The organism is Pedobacter miscanthi (assembly GCF_032678605.1).
Lineage (GTDB): Bacteria > Bacteroidota > Bacteroidia > Sphingobacteriales > Sphingobacteriaceae > Pedobacter > Pedobacter miscanthi_A.
On sequence record NZ_JAVTSU010000028.1, the window covers coordinates 1 to 21,064 of the forward strand.

Genomic DNA, 21,064 nt, shown 5'->3' on the forward strand with positions numbered 1-21,064 from the left:
ATTCACCAAAATCATTGATAAATAATAGATATTCAATTTGGGTTTTACAGTTTAAAGACTATAAAAAAGGGCAGTGTTTGCTGCCCATCCTAAAAGTTTTTAAATAAATTACACGGTTTCCATTTCGTGGATAACGGCTTGCTGGAAATCGTAAGCGGATTGCATATTATGCCACATCTCGCCTCCAGTGCCTAGGGCTTTACCAATTTTTATGGCAAGCGCTGCAGATATATCTCTTTTACCTGCAAAAATAAGACTTAAATTATTTGGGAAAATACCTATTTGTTCGGCAAATTCCTTTTTAATAATTTCACGTGCTTCGATCTCGTCAAGCAGAATTTCTCCCGGATGAATCGCCGTGATTTCGATTTCAGCACCTTTAGAATTAAAGACCTGATTGTTCATATATTGAGTTTTATAATTCCCCCGAAGGGAGCGAACTTCGGGGGGATTTAGTAGTATCTATTTATAGTGGTTATTAATTTCTTCAATAATTAACACCTCAAGGTTGTCTTCCTTGTCTAGTTGGCATATCATTCTATATGCAATATTTAAACGTATGGAATACTTACCTTCATATCTCTTTTCCTCTAATTTTTCAAAGTGTAGAGAGCCCATTGCTCTTAGTGCATTTGAATTAGGGGCCGCCTTTAAAATAGTTAATTTCCTTTTAAAAGATTTTACTACTTCAGTAGGAAACTTTGGTTTGCCTACGGGCTTATTCTCTGCAAGCACACCTAGATGCTCGTCCTGAATGATTACTTTCATTTTTTAAGTGTTTAGTTGAATTTCGGTCGCTGTTTCCATATTCTGCAATTTGTTTTTGAGTGATTTTGATTACAAATATAGCATTAATAACTATTATCCAAAAATGATAATTATCAAAATATGATAATTATCAAATTGTGATAATTATATGACATTTTAGGCCTTTAAGTTGGTGGCTATTAAAGCGTGATAGGCAAGGCAGTTATAAATTATGAAAAGACGATTTCATTTAAACTGTAGTGTTCGAAACAAATTGTGACAAATATCTAAAAAAAAGCTGCGTGTCTAAGTGCAATTAAGCACATAAAGAAGTTATTTTATGACTAAATTTTATTATCAAGCCATAAAAAAGTGCCTAAACAAAATGTGATAAATTGATAATAAACAATGTTAATAAAGCAAATAATGAAAAATTATATGCCAATATTGTTGTTTGGCAATAGTTCATAATAAGGAAATAACATTTATGAATGTTTCTTTTTTTAGTAATAAATAACTATTTATCAATCAAGAGCATTATATTTTTTTGTAAAAATTATTAGGATCACAATAAATAATGTTTTATTCCAAGAAGCTAGGCATGCGCTCAAGCAACCTGAATGGTCTGATCAAAATGACCTTTGGGAAAGGCGTGTTCGGGGTGGTCATGGACAGGATGATGATGGGGGTGGAATTATTGCTGGTGAAATCCTAGATGCATTGAAGGATGTGGCCTATAAACCGGGCTTTTCCAAGCTGAGTTATTTTTCAACCTATTTCAAAAGCGCAAGGGGCATGAGCCCTGGAGAATTTCAGGAGAATAATCGGAAGGCCCATGAGGGTAAATCTGCTGCTGCTACTCATTAATGAGTAATTTATGGCTGTCAGCGTGTAATTGTGAATATTGGTTGTCTTTTTTGATACTTTAGGATGTGCTAAGACCTAGAGTATCTATAATATAGATTTCATGGTATACGGGAAACCGTAAGAACGGCCGTTTGGATACCGATATATTCACAAACTATTTAATTAACGAACTCAACAATGGTCCTTTCCAAGACAACTCCCTTTGTATTATTCATCCTATCAAGATTGAAACTATGCGGTCCATCACCTGTGGATCAATTTAGGGGCGAACAACAGGGATATTGCATTCCAAAGATACTGGAAGGATAGGTCACAAAAGAAAAATAACAACAGCTTAAATTTAACATAACCATTATGTGGTCAGATAATGAAACTTCAGAGGATTTATTAGGGTTCAAGGTGCATGCAGATCTTTTGATCGATGTAATTAAGGATGATAGCGTACTTCCGGTGACAATAGGTGTTTTTGGTGATTGGGGTAGCGGGAAGTCCAGCATACTCAAAATTATTTCCGAGTCCCTTTCCGGGAAGGACGAAGATGACCTTTTGGATGAAACCCTGGTGCTGTACTTTAATGGCTGGATATTCGAAGGTTATGATGATGCAAAGGCTGCATTATTGCAGACCATCATTGAACGTTTTGAAAAACACAAGACCCTGGGTAACAAAATTAAGGATAAGGCCAGAGGTCTTTTGCGCTCAGTAGACTGGATGAGGGTGGCAAGCCTGGGCTTCAAGAACGTCATCGTACCGGGAGCAGCGGCCCTTCTCTCCGGCGGTACATCGCTGATTCCACACCTGGTTTCAAAACTTGCCGGTATAAATGGAACCGAACTGGCTGCAAAGCTATCAGGTGATGGTGCTGAAGATTTTATTAAAGGAATTATTAAGGAATCACCGGAAGAGGAAAGTAAACTGGTGAGGGAATTCAGGGATGAATTCGAGGATATGATTGATAAATCCGGTATCAAAAAACTGGTTGTTATCATTGATGATCTGGACCGATGCAGTCCCGAAAGGATCATAGAGAACCTGGAGGCGATCAAGCTTTTCCTTAACGTCAAGAATACGGCCTTTGTGATAGGAGCTGACCCAAGGATTGTAAGGCATGCGATAGAACACCGTTACAAAACAAATGCGATTGAAAATGCAGGCGACAAGGCCACCCAGAATAAGCGGATCGTAAATGACTATCTGGAGAAGCTGATCCAGATCCCTTACAACCTGCCAAGGCTTTCAGATAGTGAAGTCGAGACTTACATGACATTGCTTTTTTGCAAACTGTACCTGGATGTTAGCTTTGAAAATGTGCATACCAGTTTTGCTAAGCACAGGGAACAGAACCGCTACAGTGTATTTGGGTTTGCAGATATCGAGGCCATGGTTACCGATGAAGAAAAGGAGAAATTGCAGGCAAACCTATCGTTGATTGCTTCCCTCGCACCCATTATAACTGAAGGTCTTAATGGCAATCCAAGGCAGATTAAGAGGTTTCTCAATACCTATACGCTACGGAACCGGTTGGTGAAGATTGCCAAACTTGGTGATTTTAAACAGGATGTATTGGCTAAACTGATGGTTCTCGAGTATGCTGCACCTCCACTCTTTAGGCAACTTTACGAGTGGCAGGCAGGGAAGAACGGGGAACCTTCTGAGATCGTGGATTTAGAAGAACTTGCGGATGAAAAGGATCTGGAGACGATCAAGACCCGTTTTAAAGATTGGAGCGAAGAAAGTATCATTAGATGGCTCGCTGTGAGCCCAAGACTGACGGGGGTGGATCTTCGGGACTACTACTGGATTTCACGGGATAAGCTGGAATCATCGCTTAGTGGGGCGTCCTTAGTTCCCGTTCACCTCAGAAACCTCGTCAAATCGCTTTTGGAATATCCTGCTGGTAGTGTGGTGGAGAAATTGGTTAAAGATGAGGTCAAAGACCGCCTGAATGGGGCCGAAACCGAAATTGTATTGCAATTATTGGAAAAAGCGCTGATCAAACATCCTGAAAACAGCAAGATCCATAAGGTTTTTATTGAAATGATGGCAGTCTCGGTACCGCAGGCGGATCAGGTCTATAAAGCTATCCTGCCCAGGATTGACCAAAACGTAATTCCTTTTAGTTTGAGAAGTGAATTTCAAATAGCAGAGCGAAAGAATCCTGAAATAAAAAATGTAATAAAGGCCTTTAAAAAAGGTACAAGCATATACAATGCATTAAACCAAAAATAGCTATATGGGAACCACACAAAGAATTATTCCAGGCGTTCCGCATCAACCGAACTGGGGTGCGTTAAATAATGCAATTACCAGGGTGGCAAATGCAGTGGAGGAAGATCAGCGAGAAGATGAAGATGCCGATAATGTACAGGACGACGGGGAAGCCCAGCGGCGTTTGATCGATAGAAGGGATAATAACCTGCGAGGGGCATTGAAGAACCTGGTCAAGACCGGAGGAGGTTCCGCGGATATCAGTAAGGGTAGGTCTACTTCCATTGGAAAAGCGGGCTTAAGGACGGCGGGAAAATTTCTTTCTGTTTTTACTGATGTAGCGGAGCGGGGCCTTGAGCAGGTACTAACAGAGCTGGAAATCGAGATCGCTGGAATGAGCGTGGAGTCTGTGATAGATTTCCTACTGATTTACTGCTCATCGGGTGATGCGGGGATGGATGAAACCGCTGCCAACAAGGCTTTTGCTGAGGTAACGGAGCATATCATCGCTCAGACTGGAAATGACCTTAAGGCCTTCGAAGATTATATCAAGCAGGCAGCGGCCGGAGAAGGGTTGACAGATCTGCTTTGTGTTTTCTGGGGCTATTATATTTATGAACATCTAGCCCAGCGTTTTCAGGAGAAAATTACCCAACTGAAAGGCGAGCAGGTAAGTTTTGAAACCTTTCAGGTGATTAAAGACGATATCCTGGGGCAGGTGAAGTTACTTGGACAAGATAAAAAATTGAGTGCTGTTGACTGGCGTGGCGAGGAAGGGAAAACATTTATTGAGCAGACATTTGAATCAATTCTAAAAATAATTGCACATGAAAATTAATATACTTGTAGGAGCGGCAGCTTATGATGCCGGCCAGTTGAAAATAAATTTAGACGGTGGCGATTATGGCAGTTCAACTGTAAAATGCAATTTCTCGGATCTGCTGCCTTTTGCAGGCAAGGCCTCCAAACAGGCCGTTGATTTCTTTATGATTTCTGCGGCAGTTTATGGTATTGACCGCTTTGTGCTGCGCAGGGCCAACTCTGTGGATGGTTGGTCTCGCGAACTAAACGTGGTTTTTCCTGTCCGGGATCCGGCGTTATGGAAACCATTCAAAGTGGAGTTATCTTCACTGCTGTCATTTTTAACCGGAGACTATTGGGAAGTCGATTTTCAACAAGGTGAGATTACCCTGCCTGCCGCTGATCTCGAGGATAGGTTTAATGATGGGCTGGGGCAGGTTAATCTGTTTTCGGGAGGACTTGATTCTCTTATCGGTGCGATAAAATATTTGGAGGAAAATGCTGGACATAAACTCGTAGTCGTGTCCCACTATGATCCCCAGATGAAGGGGCCAAAGGGGGATCAGAAGGAGCTGCTTGATGATTTGAACAGCAAATATGCAGGAAGGCTTTTACCGGTGCCATCTGTCAAGGTGGAGCTTGAAAAACAGAACAAAAAACGGGAAACTACGTTCAGGTCCCGGTCTATCCTGTTTATTGGCTTGGGGGGTATGGTTTCAGATGCATTGGGCAAGAGCCTGATAGTTCCGGAAAATGGGAGCGTTTCTTTGAACTATCCTTTGAGCCCTTCAAGGCGAAGTGCCTGTAGCACCCGCACGACGCACCCAAAGGTGATCGACGGTGTGAATGTACTCTTTCAGGGGTTAGGGATTCAGACCCAGCTTAGTAATCCTTTTGAGTTCAGCACGAAAGGAGAAATGGTTAGCTCGCTTGCTCCGTATAACCCGGAAATCAATACGCTTTTAAAGTCAAATTCTTGCGGAAAACGCCGGCACGATATGAGGAAGTGGAACCCTGATGCCAAACATTGTGGCACATGCATGCCCTGTATCTACAGAAGGGCTGCCCTGATACAGATAAGTGCCGATAAGGATGCAGACTATGGAGACCGGATCAGTGACCTTAACTTCTACGTAAAGAAAGGTCAGGATATTGCAGCCTGCCTTGCCTTTCTCAAACATGACTTAAGCCCGAAAGAAATTAAACAGGAGCTGATCATCAACGGAGTATCTGACATTTTGAAACTTGGGCCCTATGTAGCGTTGGTCGTGCGCACAAGATCTGAATTAAAAGCTTTATTTTCGCAGATCGGAAGTCCCGATGCGAAAACCAGAGCTGGAATTTAATGATTGATACACACTGCCATATTGATATGTATGCCGATCCAAATGCGGTACTGAAACGATGTGAGGGTGAAGGTATCACGGTGATTGCGATGAGCAGTTTGCCCAGTCACTTTGAACTGGGGTATCCTCACGTGCAGCCTTTTAAAAAGATCCGGCTATCGCTCGGAATGCATCCCCTCTATGCTGAACATCATAATAGGGAGATGGATCTTTTCTTTCGTAACCTTGACCGTACCTCCTACATCGGGGAAATCGGGCTTGATTTCTCACGTCAGGGCTATGCCTCGAAAGACTTGCAACTGGAGAGCTTTGAGCAGATATTGATGGCGGTATCTGGAAAAAAGAAAATCCTGAGTATACATTCGCGTAGGGCAGAAAAGGAGGTACTTGACAGGCTAAAAGCTAACAATATCGAGTCTGCAATATTTCATTGGTATTCAGGACCTACATCGCTGATAGAACAGATTGTAAATGCCGGATATTTTTTTTCGGTTAATGTGGCGATGACGAATTCAGAAAGCGGACGTAAAATCATATCAAAAATTCCGCGGTCTGCTTTACTTACAGAATCTGACGGACCCTTTATTCCTGTCAATGGGAATGAAGGAGGGCCGTGGGATATTGAGATTGTAGAGCAGTTCTTGTCCGGAATATGGGGTATGCCGGTAGAAGAGATATCTAGAGGCATTAAGGGGAATTTTCGTAGACTATTGTCTATTCTTGGCTAAATGAACAATAGCACAACAATGAGTATGTAACTGGTGAATATTATAGCCAAGACAATCTAAGTTTAAAAAACATCACTAAAAACTGATTATATAAAGGTCAATTGTCACTTCAAAAAATAAATTAATGATTATACGCTCACCATCAACAAGATATACTGATGATGCAATAGGCTTGGTTTTTGCTTACGTTCACCAGTACAGGGACATCCGGCAACAGTCGTTCAACCTAAGCTCGGTAGTAAATATCGATTTCACTGCGAAGATTGAATCAGATAAGATAATTGACCGGCCACTTCTTTCCATTTCGCCCATCACAGACAGGATCGAAGATTTGTTTCACCGAAACATCATTGACGTAAAAGCTATCCTTGGGGAAAATGGTGCAGGAAAGAGTACATTGCTGAATTACCTGGCCTTCTATGCTAGTGGGCATCCCAATTTTATGGAATACGGGCAGAACAACTGCTGGGACATTCTTATTTTTTTACGCAAACGGGTTGGACATGAGTCGGAGTTTATCGTGTATGCCAGTGAGCAGTGGAGATTAGTGGAAGAGGATATTGAGAACAGTTTCGATGGTTCAAGGGTATCCCTGCATGAAATCAAGGAATTTTCATGGGATGAAATTCACCTGCCTTTGGATGTGGTCTATTATTCGAATGTCTTTGACAATGAACACGAGGAAAGCTATTCCATCAGTAACATCAGCACAAATTATCTGATCAGGAAAGACCTGCAGACCATCGTGAATGATCCCCATGGCACCCACGGCCGGGATTTTATGATGCACAGGCTTTCAGAGGTTGGTGCACATTCCATCATGGAGGATTCACGACGGATTTCCTTCTTTCTCTCTTATAAGGATCTATTACCATTTACACGAAGGGATCACCGGATTATGGTATATTTCAGTGATGCGCCAAGAAGGGGGCTGATCAGGATAGATGACAATCCAACATCGGTCAAGGGCATTGTTTCTGCCGCTCAGATTTTTAAAGTACTGAGGCGATGGTTGGAATTACTCGATAGTCAGGAAATAAAGGCAGAAAAAGATCCTCGCAGAATTTTTTACAGGCATTACTTCAACTATTTTATCTACACGCACATCTTACAGACCTCTGACATCATGCAGCGCACTTACATCGGGTTGGATGATTATAAGGAGCAGGTTTTTAACACGTTGTTGGATTTAATGAAATCAGCTGATCTGCGTGCGGGATTAGACGGCCTGATTGATTATGCTTCAGGTCTTGAATTGGCTGTGAATGAAAAGGCTGGAGGTGGGCTCGGTGACTCTGCACTTTCATATCACTTGAAGGCATTCAAAGTATTGGATGGGCTGATGGAACCTGTTTATCGGGAGGGGTTTTTCGGTACGGGGTTTTACGCGCTTGCCGATCAGCATTTGAAGGATATACATGATCAATACTGCAATACGGTGTGGATGGATGAGTACATGAACTTTACCTTCCGGGACCTGAGTTCGGGGGAACTGGGCATGCTCACCCTGTTTTCACGTTTTTATGCGCTCGTCGATTCCAATTCACGGGGGATCAGCAAAGCGGAACAGAACAAATTACTTGTGCTTATCGACGAGGGTGATCTGTATTTTCATCCGAAATGGCAGGTGCAGTTTCTTGATTTTATTGACCGATTTTTGCCTACGATCTTACCTGGAAAGCTGATCCAGCTGATCATCACCAGTCATTCCCCTTTTATCGCTAGCGACATGCCTTCCAATCACCTTTTATCCATCAGAAAGGGGCGGCGGGATGAACGGTCACCGGTTACTGGTGCTGAAGCCGAGCACAAGACTTTTGTGATACCCACCTTGAATAAGAGTTTCGGCGCCAACATACATGAACTGCTTTCGGATAATTTTTTTCTGGAGGGTGCACATATCGGCCTGCTGGCAAAAAAGGTCATCTACAAATTGCTCGATCAGTTGGAAGGGGAAAAGGTGAATGATCCGATCTCAGAGCAGCAGATCCCCGTTGTGATCGACCAGATCGGAGAAGGATGGATCAGGAGCAGACTACAGGAAAAATATGAGATTTATTTGAACAATAACCATACGGAAATATGATCGACTTATCCTTTTTACCATTAAAAGAGCTGGCAAAAGAGCATTATAATGGTTTGAATGTAAAGGTTTACGATAGATTCAAGCAGGTGGTATCTTATTTTGAAGGGGCACGGGCGCTGGCTTTAAGGAGTCCATATCTGGAAGCTGCTTTTGATGTGCTGCTTACCGGGTTTTCAGAGAAAGTCGCCAAAGCGCTGAAATTTAATAATGTAAGTTATGCGGACATGGCTATGCATACTGATATCCAATACATATTGGATGTATTGGATAAACTTTTCAAGATAACCTTGAGTGGCGATCTGAAGAGTGTTAAGAGACTCATTACACTTGTTTACCCACGATTTAAGCTATATATCGATTTGGGTAACAAGAAGAAACTAGCTTACCTAAAATCTTTTCAACCATTTATTGCCGGACTAAAATATGTCTGGGATTATGATAAGTTTATAGGCAAAAGCGGAGCAGAAGACAGGTGGGATGGCTATCAGCTGGCCAGGAAACTGGGCGTGAGCTGTTGCCCTTATTGTAACAGGATGTACACTATTACTGTCTTTCAGCCGCCTATACCCACAGTGCTCCGCAAAGATGATCCTATAGACACAAGAAAGGTAATCCGGCCTGAATTCGATCATTTTTACTCCAAAGCAAGATATCCCTTTCTCGCGCTCAGTTTTTTTAATCTTGTTCCAAGTTGTACTGTCTGCAATTCAACACTTAAAGGGGAGCAGGAAATGGACATCGATGAACATTGCCATCCCTATGTGGAAGGATACGAGGATGTTTTTGAATTTACGACGGGAGTAAGTGTCAGGGACTTTCTTTCAAAGGGTGTCACGGATGTTCCGGTATCTTTCACCCTTAAAAAAGGAGTGGAAAAAGGCCTGGGCGAGCGTGCAACCGCAACGCAGAAGCTCTTCAGGATAGCAGATATTTATCCCGGGCATGCTGATATTGCGGCAGAAATGTTGATGAAATCGACCGGTCATTCCAAATCGATGATCAAGGCTTACTGGCAGGGAAAAAGTGAGCACGGCCATTATCTTTACCCGACCAAGGATGATCTTTACCGGCATTTTGTCGGTAATTTCATGGTGAAAAAGGATTTCCACAAAAGACCGATGGCCAAATTCCAGGCTGATCTTTTAAAGGAAACTGAACTGCTGAAATTTATTCAGGATCTGCCAGCCCGCCCCGGCAAGTAATAGCGAAAAATAGTGTTGCGATATCAAAGCATCTTTTTAAAAAAGAATTATGAAATTAAGCATACTTACCCAAGAGGCGATAAGCGGGGCAGCAAAGGCAATTGACCGGGATGGAATCCCAAAGGACAGTGTCTGGAGCCAATATTACGTAGTGGTGGATGGTAAAGAGTACCCCTTCAAGCACCTGGTTTACGAAGCTTTTAAAGTATTGGGCGTAACGGACGTAAAGTTTGAATCGAATGACGGTTACCGGAATTATATGGTAGGGACAATGGGCTACCAAATGGAATATTACCCGGGCGGTTACAATTTCTTTACCAGGGATGAACTGGATTATTATGCATCGATCGCCAGAAAACCATACCGGAAGGATAATCCAGCCCATCAGGTATATCCCCAGCGGTTGAATGCGCTGATTGCAAAGGTCAACTATTGGGGGAGGCAGGTTACTTCAGTGGCGTATACATTCAGGGCCGATAGACACTGGCTGACCGGTAACACGGCCAATATCAAACCCTATTTCTGGCCAAGGATGTACAAGGGCAGGGATGAGGATATTTTCTTCAACGTGGAGGTCAATGGCGACAAACGCACGCTTTCCTATAAAATGGATGGTTATTATCACACGACCAAAAAAATGCCGGACGATAAAATCGCAATCCTGAACGAATACAAGAACGAAGGGAAATGGTACTGGCCGGAGATTAAATTCGAGGATATTTCGAATTACAACTGGGATAGGCTGATTGCAGAAACGAAAGCCTATATCAACCGTTTCGACGGGGATTATGATCTGTTGAGGCGGAGGTTGGATAAAAAGTCAATTCCGGCATTTATCAGTTGGAATACCAACCGTTGGGTCTTTCCTTCCGGCCTGGGCGGAAAAGATATTAGTTTACCATCAATGAAGGATAATGGGTTTGGCTATGATGAATGGCTATTTGACTCGGACAAGGTGATCGATGGCTACCAATATGGCTATCTGCAGGTGATCAGCGACGGATATGGGGAATATGAAGGAAGAATCTTTGATATCCCGCTGTTTACCCTTGATGCCGGTTCCATTAAAACCTATTATGTTGCCACCTTGAAGAATGTTGAAGTGATCGACAGTGATGAGTCCGTTGATGTTCTTGAGCGCTACAGGGGGCTTGGCTGGCTTGATGAAATGAGCAGTGAGGTAAAGGGCCTGGGGAATGATTTTGTTTTAGATTTTCTTTCTCCAGCAATTGATGCCAGCTATTTTGTCAATATCAGGTTTAAAGCTGCACAATTGGGCAGTCTGCCACTTGAACTGTTAGAGCTAGAAACATCCGGAGGGGTTATAGATGGAATAATTCCAGCGGGAGGGCCCATTGCAGGTCTGATCGGGCAATTGGAGGAGAAAACCAGGAAGGGATTTTCCTTTGAAGATTCTGGAAGTACTGAGGCCGACCTAAAGAAAAAGGGCAAGCGGAAGAGTTATACTGTAGAGCGGGAAATGGAGTTCAGGCATAACAGGATACAAGAGAAACTGCTAAAGCATTTACAGGCGCTATATCCGGGGGATGTAACAAAAAGGGAATGTAGTGCGTATGGCGGATGTCGGATCGATTTGGTCAGGAAGACCGGTACCGGGTATGTTTTTTATGAGATCAAGACCTATAATAACCTGTTAACTTCAGTCAGGCTGGGGATTGGACAGCTATTGGAATACAGTTTGTTTCCGCTTGAACAGCAGGCAGAGAAACTTGTATTGGTGTCTGATCAGAAGGCAACACCGCAGGTTGAAAGCTATATCTGTCACCTTAAAACCTTTTTGAACCTGGATTTTTCCTACCTGCAATACGATCCGGATACCGACCGAATTGAGCGTGAGATTTGATTTTAAACGACTAACTGAGCAATGCTTGAGCCAGTGCGCAAAAGTCAGATAATTTTACAATACGATATGGATCATATAATAAGCGCAGATAGACCTGCGAGCGAAGATATATTAGGAAGGGAACGATTTGCAGCTCAGATCGTCAAAAGTATATCTACTTTTTTTGGTAATCAAAAGGAGAGCCTGGTGGTAGGGATCAGTGGAAAGTGGGGTTCCGGCAAGTCTACGCTGTTGGATTATATCAAAAACCACTTGGATGTGCTTCATAAAGACAATGGAGATAACTACAAGGTGCTCAGCTTTAACAGTTGGGGGCATACCGCAGGGAATGACCTCGAGCGGGGATTTTTAGAGAAGGTTGTGCAGACGGTTTCAGGACTGAATTGGAAAGATAAGGTTCTTGGTGCGAATGATAAATTCAAAAAATATCTGGGTTATCTGGACTATGTGAAATTTGTCGGCATTTTTAATTCTACAGTTAAGAATGTACTCGATGTTGCTGAGGAATACCGAAAGAATGTAGAGGCAGTATCGCTTGAAGAGGTCAGACTGGAAGCTAATAAACTGTTGGAAGAGAGTGGCACCAGGTTGTACATTTTGATCGATGACCTAGATAGGCTGACCCCTAAAGAGGTTACAACACTCTTTAGGATACTAAAGGTAAACCTAAACTTGTCCAATACGATTTTCATGGTTGCCTATGATAAGCAAGTGGTCGTACAGGCATTGGAGCGTGAGTACGGGGTCGATGGGGAAAAGTAACTGGAAAAGATTATCCAAGTGGACTTTAACATCCCACAGGTGACCGAAGCCCAGATCGAGGAATTGTTTTTTGAGAAGATCACCAGGTTTATGCCCAGCCTTGGCCAGAGTTTCAACGCAGCCGCCTTTAGGTCGGTGTGGCTTATTCACGGGCTAAAGGAATATTTTAGGTCTGTTCGGGATCTGAATCGTTATTTCAACAACCTGATTTTCAGTCTACCTAATATTATTGGTGATGTTAACCTGTTCGACTTTCTGGTACTGGATGCCATCAAAACTTTTGATACGGCAGCTTATAACCGCATGTATGGACACATGATCGAAGTTTTTCGCAAGGGGATCTGGCAAAGTACCTCACTGGATACTGGGTTTGTAAGCACTTATGAGCAAGAGACTACTAGGGCATTGCTTGATTTTTTGTTTGTCAGACAGCATAGCGATGATGGGGATGGAAATGTGAAGCGCTTGCGGGATCGAGATTATTTTGAGCGCTATTTTGCATTGAATTCATCAAAGAGGGAAGTTGCCAATGAACACTTGGTCCATTTTTTTATGAAGGATACTGATAAGGGTATTGTTCTAGCTACTGCACTGCGCACTGGTAAAATAGTAGAACTGCTTGAGAAGCTCGCCGATGAGGATTTAGCGGGTTCTTTCATCCTAGAAAACAGGAATATCTTTAGGGATTTTGCAGACTTCTGGAAAAGCAGGCCTGATCCCATTGATATCGACTCCGGGGCACTGATAGTTCGCGCTTATTTCAACCTGATCAGGTTTTTTAAAGATAAACACAAGGCCACAAACGCTGCAATCGCTGAACTTTCGCTGGAAAAAGACAAAGCTGACCGGATCGGTTTTATGTTTAAGCACTTTTTGGTTAAAGACAATGACCTGCTTAATCTGCCAGATGAGGTGTTTAGGTATATTGAGCTTTATAGTGACAGGCTTAATGAAAATCTGCTCCAATATATAAAGGGACACAGTAACAGTGAATTTTTTAGGATATCGGGCGACTCGGCCAATTGGATAGACAATTTTTTTCTGATCGATCTCGTGGAAGGAGACCATGAAAGTTATTTAAGGGAATTTGGTGAACGCATCTATCCCAAGATCATTTGGTTTATCGTAGTCAATAACTTGTTTGAGTTTAAAGATGGGATGCCTGATCGCTTGATTAGGGAAGACATAAAGTTTTTTTTTCCTAGCGATATGCTGACTGAGGTACTGAGGGTAATCAAAGACACTGAGACCGGCCATTTAAGGGAAAAGGAATTAAAAGAAATTAAGTTTTTTGCCTATCTCATGAGTCAATAGACGCTGTATAAAAACATTCCTTCATAAACAAATATAAACATTACAAAATCCGTTACCGAAGCTAGACTGCAAATCATAGGTGCAATAAATTAAGGGATAACATAAATCAGCATTATTAAAAAACCAAGCTAATTTTTCAATAAAATAGCCGATTTTTGCATAGGTTAATACTCTAAAACCGCAACATGGAATTCAAGACACGTACTCTCAACCAACTTGCCAAAATGATCTGTGGCGATCCTAAGGACAATAAAACATCGTATTTCCGCTATCGTAGCAGTTATTATTTGACGGAATTCTTTGGAGATGTTGATACAGATTATGCCCATGATGGCTCAACAAGGCCTATTTGGGTATCTGAAACACTTTCTAAAATATTGCAGGAACCAAGCACAACAGCTGACATGCCTTCAGATACTTTTTGTCGCGTTATTCAGTTGCTGATGGAAAAGGCCGATCCTTTTAATGAAGATAAAGAAAGAATCAATGCGCTAGAAGAGCTAAACACTGCATTGTCCCGAGAGGATTTTGAAGCATTTTATGCTGATGATAATAAGTGTTATTTAAAACATATTCCTTCACAGAAAGTCCTGAAACCGTCCGCTAACCCACATCGGCCTTTTACAAGTTTAGAGATAAAAAGAAGGGAATTACTTGTCAATTATTTGAACAATTGTTCTGAAGATGATCTTATCGAAGAAATCCTTGTGCCACTGTTTAGGCAGCTAGGTTATTATAGAATTTCGATTGCTGGACATAAGGATAAGTCGCTAGAATATGGAAAAGACATTTGGATGAAGTTCATGCTGCCTACACAACATTGGTTATATTTTGGGGTACAAGTTAAAAAAGGTAAACTTGATTCTTCAGGAATGACTAAGGGAGGTAACGCCAACATTGCAGAAATTCACAATCAGGTTCTGATGATGCTAGCGCATGAAATTTTTGATCCTGAAATTGGAAAGAATGTGCTTGTTGATCATGCCTTTATCATTGCTGGGGGAGAAATCACAAAAGCAGCAAAAAACTGGCTGGCAAATGCACTGGACAAATCTAAGCGCAGCCAGATTTTGTTTATGGATAGAGAGGATATCATTAATCAGTTCATCGTGAACAATTTGCCTTTGCCTATTTCAGCTGTGCCGGCTGAGCCTGAAGAAGATGATGGCCTTCCTTTTTAATGTAGCTTGATAGCTATATATTTGTAGCCGATTCTTTGACATCAGGAGATTTAAGATAGCCCTCGGGTCAGGCGTGGCAACCTGCAATGTTTTGTTGCCAGTCGCTCTGCTAGTATTAACTTTAATAGTAATGAAATATTTATTAACAAGACATAGAAAGGAGATCACGATTATGGAAACAAGTAATATGAAAACGAAAGCAACAAATGGAATACATGCAATATTGGAAACCGGCTGGGCGATTGGTACATCCATTGCAGGGACCCTAGTCCTTTAATTTGGCAGTTAAAAATGAGAACGGTTCTCGATAGACATTTACAATAGGGCAAAATAATTATCTTTGAGAGTTAACAATCTCAACTGAACTATGTCTAACCTTTCACCACACCTTTTTGACACATTTTTTAAACACCAGTAGTGATCGGAAAAGAAACAACTTTGAAGATAGGAAATACCAGTCATTAGCTTGGGTGGCTATGTCGGTATGCCATTTTTGTTCGATAAAATTGAGACTTGACCCATTTATCAGGAGGTAAAATTAAAGGAATCTGGTTATGAAAAATGGAATCTGCAAATTGTGTCTGGGGGAAAAGCCGCTCATTGGTAAATCACATATTTATCCGCAGTTTTTGTATCAAGGTGTTTTTGATGAGACCAACAGAACGGTGTTACAACATTTGAAAAACGACGGCCATCAATTTTTTCAGACTGGCTTTTATGATAAGTATATTCTTTGCGAACGTTGTGATAATATTATTTTAGGTTCGTTAGAACGTTATGCCGCTTTAGTTTTTTATAACCCCCATACCACTAATTCTATAAGTATAACAGAAACCAGGGAACGGAAGGATCTAACCGTAATGAACGTACAGAATATTGACTACAAAAAGTTCAAACTGTTTGTGCTCAGCTTGCTTTGGAGGGCCCATATTTCTACAAACGGATTTTTTAAAGAGGTAGAAGTCAGTCAAATTGAACCACAATTGCGCTCAATGCTTTTTAATAATGACCTTGCTGATGATAAGGATTTCCAGCTTAGCATTACCCGCATCGATCGGCCAAACGGGGCAGCCATCGATATAATTCCCAACCCCAAGGTTAATTTTAAGCAAAAATTAAAAGTTGCGATCTTTATTATTGGCGGATTGGTCTATGCAATAGAATTGGAGCGGAATTCGGGTTTCAGTTTTTTCCCGGACTTTTCGTTAAAACCAACAAATGAAATACTAATTCCAAGATTGAGTCATGGCACTGCCCGTGCATACCTAAAGGCACTTGGCATTCCCGATAAGCATGCAAATTATTTTAGCGGGACTAAGCAATCTTCAATTTAGGCTATAAGCCTTTAAACTTATTTGACTTTACTAGCTTTGATTAAAGTTGTTTTGAGAAAATCTAATGGAGTAAACTTATTATTGCAAGATAATAAACAATAATTACAGAATTTATAATTCTCTAAGTTGTTGCTCCACTTAAAAAAGAATTTTGTATTCTAATCCACAATTCTGAATTTCCGCCGAACACCTGAGAAATCTTAATTGCAATTTGTTTCGTAATGAGATTTTCGCCACAATAAATTTTGTTAAGCTCATCTGTAGAAATTCCCAACAAAATTGCTCCTTCTTCGATTGTCAGGCCCCGTTCTTGTATAACTTCATCCCGCAATAGTTCACCAGGATTAATATGCGGTCCGTTATGTCTTTTCACTTTGAATATATTAGTTATTAATACCTCTTAGCTGAATTTAGTATATGGTTTTTCATTAGCTCATCTCTGTGCTCTTCAAGCCATTTTAGTACAATCGCATTCAATAATTTGGTAGAGGAGAGACCATGATCAGGAAAATCTGTAACTATATTTTTAAGCTTTATGATAATACTATTATCAAATTGGACAACTTTAGGGTTGTTTAAAACCAAGCATTTCATTATTTGATTTCGTCAATTGCCTAATGATGTTTAAAAGCGCCGTTACAAATTGTAAGCTAAGAAATTTACGAACTTTCACCTACACAATCACCTATTACAGCATTAATAGAATGTGTCTGAACTATAAGTCCTTCAGCGAATAGCCAAATTGTATGATTTTCTTAGAAGACTATACCATTACTTAGGCTTTTACAAAAAATAATATGCAGTCAGTTTTACATAATCTCTTATAAAGTAACGTATGCGATTGTTTACAATAATGGATTATGGGTCACATGTAAAAAAAAATGTGTTAATTGCCACCTCTAATAATCCAAATGAAGCTTTTCGAAAAATTGCAGTTAGCCCGGAGTGAGGAGGATGTAAAAGATATTTATATTAAATTTCTTGGGCTAAAATCGTACTCTAAAAATTTAATTGACATTCAAACAAACGAAATATGGTTTGAAGCCAAAGATACTAGCAAACATTCCACTTATAAGATGTTTACACAACTTATGCATTATGTGCAAGATGCGTTAAATAAAGGCCAATATGTACCACCATTTTTAGCTGTTATCGATACCGAAAAGGCCGCTATCATGAAGAGTGAGGATGTCCTTCCTTTCTTAGAAAAAAAAACGATAAAATGGGGTAAATCTGCAAGTGGCTATACTCAAGAAGCTCTAGACGCTGTTTCTGCCCATATTGGGACGCATTTTGTTTCTTTTAAAATAGAGACTCACGAGCAAGAATTTTTAAACACTATCAAAAATGCCATTCTTAGTGGGGATATAATCCGTACAGCTATAACTCCAGATAATCTGAAGCAAGTTTTTGATAAATGGGTCGAGATGATTGGCAAGGAAATAAGAGGGATGGAACAAGAAAATTACGCCCTTTTATTTTTTGCTGACATAATGCATGATGGCACTTTATCCACACATATCAACTTACCGGCAGAACTATTACATAAAAATGGTGCTCCCGTTTTTTCACTTAATAGCAGGAATTATGAACTTGACAGCAAAGAAGGATATCGCCAATTTTGGACCATATATCATAAACCCCCGAAAGCAGAGTATCGAAATTACTTGCTTGAAAGACGAGATAGCTTAATACCTGTAGATGAGCGTGGTTTCAAAGGGGCATTCTATACGCCACTAAGTGTAGTCGATAAAGCATATGATAAGTTATCTGAGACCTTAGGTAGAAATTGGCAGAAAAACTATATTATCTGGGACATGTGCTGTGGTGTAGGGAATCTTGAGGTAAAACATAGTAATCACCGTAATATTTTTATGTCAACTTTAGATAGTCCTGACATAGATGTAATGAAGGCCACCAAAACATGTATCGCGGCTCATCGTTTTCAGTATGATTATCTGAATGATGATATTAATGAACAAGGTAAAATAGATTATACGTTAACAGAGAAGGTTCCTTTAGCTCTTAGAGATTCTATTGCCAGTGGCAAGAAGATTTTAATACTTATTAATCCTCCTTATGCGGAATCTGGTGAGACAGTGGGAAATGAAGCTAAAACTGATGTTTCAAATACTCAAATGTCCAGAAGTATGAATGAATTTGGATATGCAAAACGTGAACTATTTGTACAATTCATTGTTAGGATTGCGCGCGAAATGCCAACGGCAACTTTAGCAATGTTCAGTACCTTGAAATACGTTAACTCTTCCAACTTCGAAGTATTTAGAAAATTTTGGAATGCAAAATATCTAGGAGGATTTGTTGTTCATAGTAAAGCATTTGATGGTTTGGCGGGGAATTTCCCTATTGGGTTTTTAATTTGGAGTACAAATCAGTTCGCACTTAAGAGGAATCCTATAGTGGAGATCACAACAGATGTTCTAGATAAATCTGCGAATCCAATTGGTGAAAAGAAGTTCTTGAACATACCTAGCTCACTGTTATTGAGTCAATGGATTAAAAGGCCAAAAGCAAATAAACAAAATGTGATACCCCTAAAGGGAGCTATAACACCCGCTACATCTTCCAAAGATTTAAGGGGGACAAAGTGGGCAGACAATGCAATAGCTTGTTTAATTATAAAAGGGCCAGATGTACAAAATGCTTCAACACAGGCTATTGTTTCTTCAGGTTATGGAAGTGCGGGATCCATTTTTATAACACCCGAAAATCTTTGGAAAGCGGCAGTTATTTTTGCGGTTCGTGGATTAGTTAAACCTACTTGGGTTAATAATAGAGATCAATTTTTGCAACCAAGTGATTCCTTGTCGGAAGAGTTCAAAAATGATTGTTTAATTTGGATGTTGTTCAGTAAAAGTAATTTAACTGCCAGTGCTGATGGATTAAAATGGAATGATAAGGAATGGTCAATAGTAAATCATTTCATTCCATTTTCAGAAAATGAAGTAGATTCAAATGATCGTTTCGAGTCGGATTTTATGGTAAGATATTTAAGAGGAAAAACATTATCCATGGAATCTAAAGAGGTACTAAGTAATGGAAAAATCTTATGGAAAAGTTATTTTAATAACATCGATGTTAGGAGTGTTCGTGAAGATTTGAAATTAAATAGAGCAGATGTGGGATGGTACCAAATAAGAAAGGCATTGCAATCAAGAAACCTAACCGGCAATGCTCTACCTGTAAATTTTGATCCTTTTAATATTGCGTATACAGCATTAACTAATAAACTTATTCCATTTATATATAACTATAATTTTTTAAAAACTTAACATCTAATCTATAACTGGCTAAAGCATCTTGACCTGTGATTAAGGCTCTGACAGCGGTTTATTATGGCGAGAACATGCAATTTAGCATTCCGTGTTCTAATCAGATGAAACTCACATAAATATCGTATGTATGTTCTTATTTGTCGATTTAGCTGATCTTTTTAACCATAAGTTTCGCCAAAGGAGAAAGTGTCTCGTAAAACGAACCATAACGCAATCAAAGTCTCAACTTAATGAAAATCCAGAAAATTAGAGGTCAGAAAAGAAGGTCAAAGAATATTGAAGATTGGATACACGCCAATTTGATTTACAATAAAAGCTACTTCTTTAAAAACCACAGGGATTATTGTGAAGTTCTCGTGCATCCTTGGTGCAATATCTCTATTGTCAACAGCACAATTCCCGAGCCTAGGAGAAAAAATAGAAGAAAAATTATCGCAGGATTACTCGATATCTATGAATCTTGGAAGACCGAACTAGATTCCTTAGCTAAAGAATATTACCTAAAAATTTGGTTATTTGAACCATATATTTCCAAATCACAGGTCGTTTGTGCAATTGATGAGGAGCTGCACTTTTATGATAATACTTTCCACCAATCGAATCCTCCGAAGGCATTTGGATTTAAAAGTTATGGTGAATTAGAAGAAAGAATAAAACAATACCAATGGAAATCTTTTGAACATGAAATGACTTTAGAAGATGATCACTTAGGTGAGCCCGAAGACTATCGTAACCTAAAGGATTACATTGAAACGAAAAAGTGGCTTGGTAAAAAACTTAAAAAACCTCACCGTACATTTACTCTAATAGAAAATGGTATTGAAAGAACCTTTAATGCATTTCCACAGGGAACAATTTGGATTGGAGGCAGATAAGACTAATCACAATTTTACGCGTAGTTAATTTCAATAAATATTAACATTCATCTCACAAAACGAATCTTTTTTCGATAAGTAATATTAATATATTCATCTGATTATAATTTATTTAAAATAGCTTTTAGAAATTGGTGTGGTCTTTAAGAATATATAATTCTGAAAAAGTGTAAGTCACCTAGCATAAAATCCTTACAAGTAACTGGATAACAATGATTTGTGGTTTTGCTTAGTGGTCCAGACGATACAAGCTGATTTGGGATGAATTTTTTAATCTATCATTATAGATTTATCGCAAGCTAATGTAAATAGAGTTAAACCATGCGGCAGATTGGGTAAAAACTCTGTTAGTTGATTGGATGGATAATTAATTAAGGGCTAGATATAAAATAAATACATTATGAACCACAAAAAGAACCACCAATTGTAGAAAAGTGGTTTTTTTGTTTAATT

General features: G+C 40.0%; 16 protein-coding genes. 13 read left to right on the forward strand and 3 right to left on the reverse strand.

Going from position 1 to position 21,064, the window contains the following annotated elements; all coding sequences use genetic code 11:
* Positions 1–108: 108 nt before the first annotated feature.
* Positions 109–405, reverse strand: a complete 297-nt coding sequence (locus R2R28_RS26780) for a HigA family addiction module antitoxin (protein WP_316828730.1) — start codon at positions 403–405, stop codon at positions 109–111.
* Between the two features lie 57 nt (positions 406–462).
* Complete coding sequence (locus R2R28_RS26785; RefSeq protein ID WP_316828731.1) at positions 463–768, reverse strand: type II toxin-antitoxin system RelE/ParE family toxin; 306 nt, start codon at positions 766–768, stop codon at positions 463–465.
* A gap of 1,200 nt (positions 769–1,968) precedes the next feature.
* Between R2R28_RS26785 and R2R28_RS26790 the strand changes: the two genes are divergently transcribed.
* The 11 genes from R2R28_RS26790 to R2R28_RS26840 all read left to right on the forward strand — a co-directional run bounded on the left by R2R28_RS26790 (position 1,969) and on the right by R2R28_RS26840 (position 16,440).
* Positions 1,969–3,843, forward strand: a complete 1,875-nt coding sequence (locus R2R28_RS26790) for a P-loop NTPase fold protein (RefSeq protein WP_316828732.1) — start codon at positions 1,969–1,971, stop codon at positions 3,841–3,843.
* A 4-nt stretch (positions 3,844–3,847) separates the two neighbouring features.
* Positions 3,848–4,660, forward strand: a complete 813-nt coding sequence (locus R2R28_RS26795) for a hypothetical protein (RefSeq protein ID WP_088301720.1) — start codon at positions 3,848–3,850, stop codon at positions 4,658–4,660.
* The gene (gene qatC, locus R2R28_RS26800) at positions 4,650–5,969 is read left to right on the forward strand and encodes a Qat anti-phage system QueC-like protein QatC (protein WP_316828733.1); all 1,320 of its coding nucleotides are present in this window, start codon (positions 4,650–4,652) and stop codon (positions 5,967–5,969) included. The genes R2R28_RS26795 and qatC overlap by 11 nt, the downstream gene beginning before the upstream one ends.
* Positions 5,969–6,697 carry a Qat anti-phage system TatD family nuclease QatD gene (qatD, locus tag R2R28_RS26805; protein ID WP_316828734.1) on the forward strand — a complete coding sequence of 243 codons (729 nt, stop codon included), beginning with the start codon at positions 5,969–5,971 and terminating at the stop codon, positions 6,695–6,697. Before qatC ends, qatD begins: the two co-directional genes overlap by 1 nt.
* 124 nt (positions 6,698–6,821) lie before the next feature.
* Complete coding sequence (locus tag R2R28_RS26810) at positions 6,822–8,783, forward strand: AAA family ATPase (RefSeq protein ID WP_316828735.1); 1,962 nt, start codon at positions 6,822–6,824, stop codon at positions 8,781–8,783.
* Positions 8,780–9,985, forward strand: coding sequence for a hypothetical protein (locus tag R2R28_RS26815; protein WP_316828736.1), 1,206 nt, complete (start codon positions 8,780–8,782; stop codon positions 9,983–9,985). The genes R2R28_RS26810 and R2R28_RS26815 overlap by 4 nt, the downstream gene beginning before the upstream one ends.
* Positions 9,986–10,034: 49 nt before the next feature.
* Positions 10,035–11,849 carry a hypothetical protein gene (locus R2R28_RS26820; RefSeq protein ID WP_316828737.1) on the forward strand — a complete coding sequence of 605 codons (1,815 nt, stop codon included), beginning with the start codon at positions 10,035–10,037 and terminating at the stop codon, positions 11,847–11,849.
* Positions 11,850–11,915: 66 nt separating this feature from the next.
* Positions 11,916–12,611 carry a P-loop NTPase fold protein gene (locus R2R28_RS26825; RefSeq protein WP_316828738.1) on the forward strand — a complete coding sequence of 232 codons (696 nt, stop codon included), beginning with the start codon at positions 11,916–11,918 and terminating at the stop codon, positions 12,609–12,611.
* A gap of 39 nt (positions 12,612–12,650) precedes the next feature.
* Positions 12,651–13,925 carry a hypothetical protein gene (locus R2R28_RS26830; RefSeq protein WP_316828739.1) on the forward strand — a complete coding sequence of 425 codons (1,275 nt, stop codon included), beginning with the start codon at positions 12,651–12,653 and terminating at the stop codon, positions 13,923–13,925.
* A gap of 185 nt (positions 13,926–14,110) precedes the next feature.
* Positions 14,111–15,106 carry a hypothetical protein gene (locus R2R28_RS26835; protein WP_316828740.1) on the forward strand — a complete coding sequence of 332 codons (996 nt, stop codon included), beginning with the start codon at positions 14,111–14,113 and terminating at the stop codon, positions 15,104–15,106.
* Between the two features lie 554 nt (positions 15,107–15,660).
* A complete protein-coding gene (locus R2R28_RS26840; RefSeq protein ID WP_316828741.1) occupies positions 15,661–16,440 on the forward strand; it encodes a hypothetical protein in 780 nt (259 codons plus the stop codon).
* Between the two features lie 121 nt (positions 16,441–16,561).
* Here the strand turns inward: R2R28_RS26840 and R2R28_RS26845 are convergent, their stop codons facing one another.
* On the reverse strand, positions 16,562–16,813 hold the full coding sequence (locus R2R28_RS26845) for a HigA family addiction module antitoxin (RefSeq protein ID WP_316828742.1): 252 nt from the start codon (positions 16,811–16,813) through the stop codon (positions 16,562–16,564).
* Positions 16,814–17,351: 538 nt separating this feature from the next.
* On the opposite strand from R2R28_RS26845, the gene R2R28_RS26850 reads away from it, so the two are divergent.
* Together R2R28_RS26850 and R2R28_RS26855 are read left to right on the forward strand one after the other, a co-directional pair.
* Complete coding sequence (locus R2R28_RS26850) at positions 17,352–19,733, forward strand: hypothetical protein (RefSeq protein ID WP_316828743.1); 2,382 nt, start codon at positions 17,352–17,354, stop codon at positions 19,731–19,733.
* A 233-nt stretch (positions 19,734–19,966) separates the two neighbouring features.
* Positions 19,967–20,611 (forward strand): hypothetical protein, encoded by a 645-nt coding sequence (locus R2R28_RS26855; protein WP_316828744.1) that lies wholly within the window; start codon positions 19,967–19,969, stop codon positions 20,609–20,611.
* The last annotated feature ends 453 nt before the right edge of the window (positions 20,612–21,064 follow it).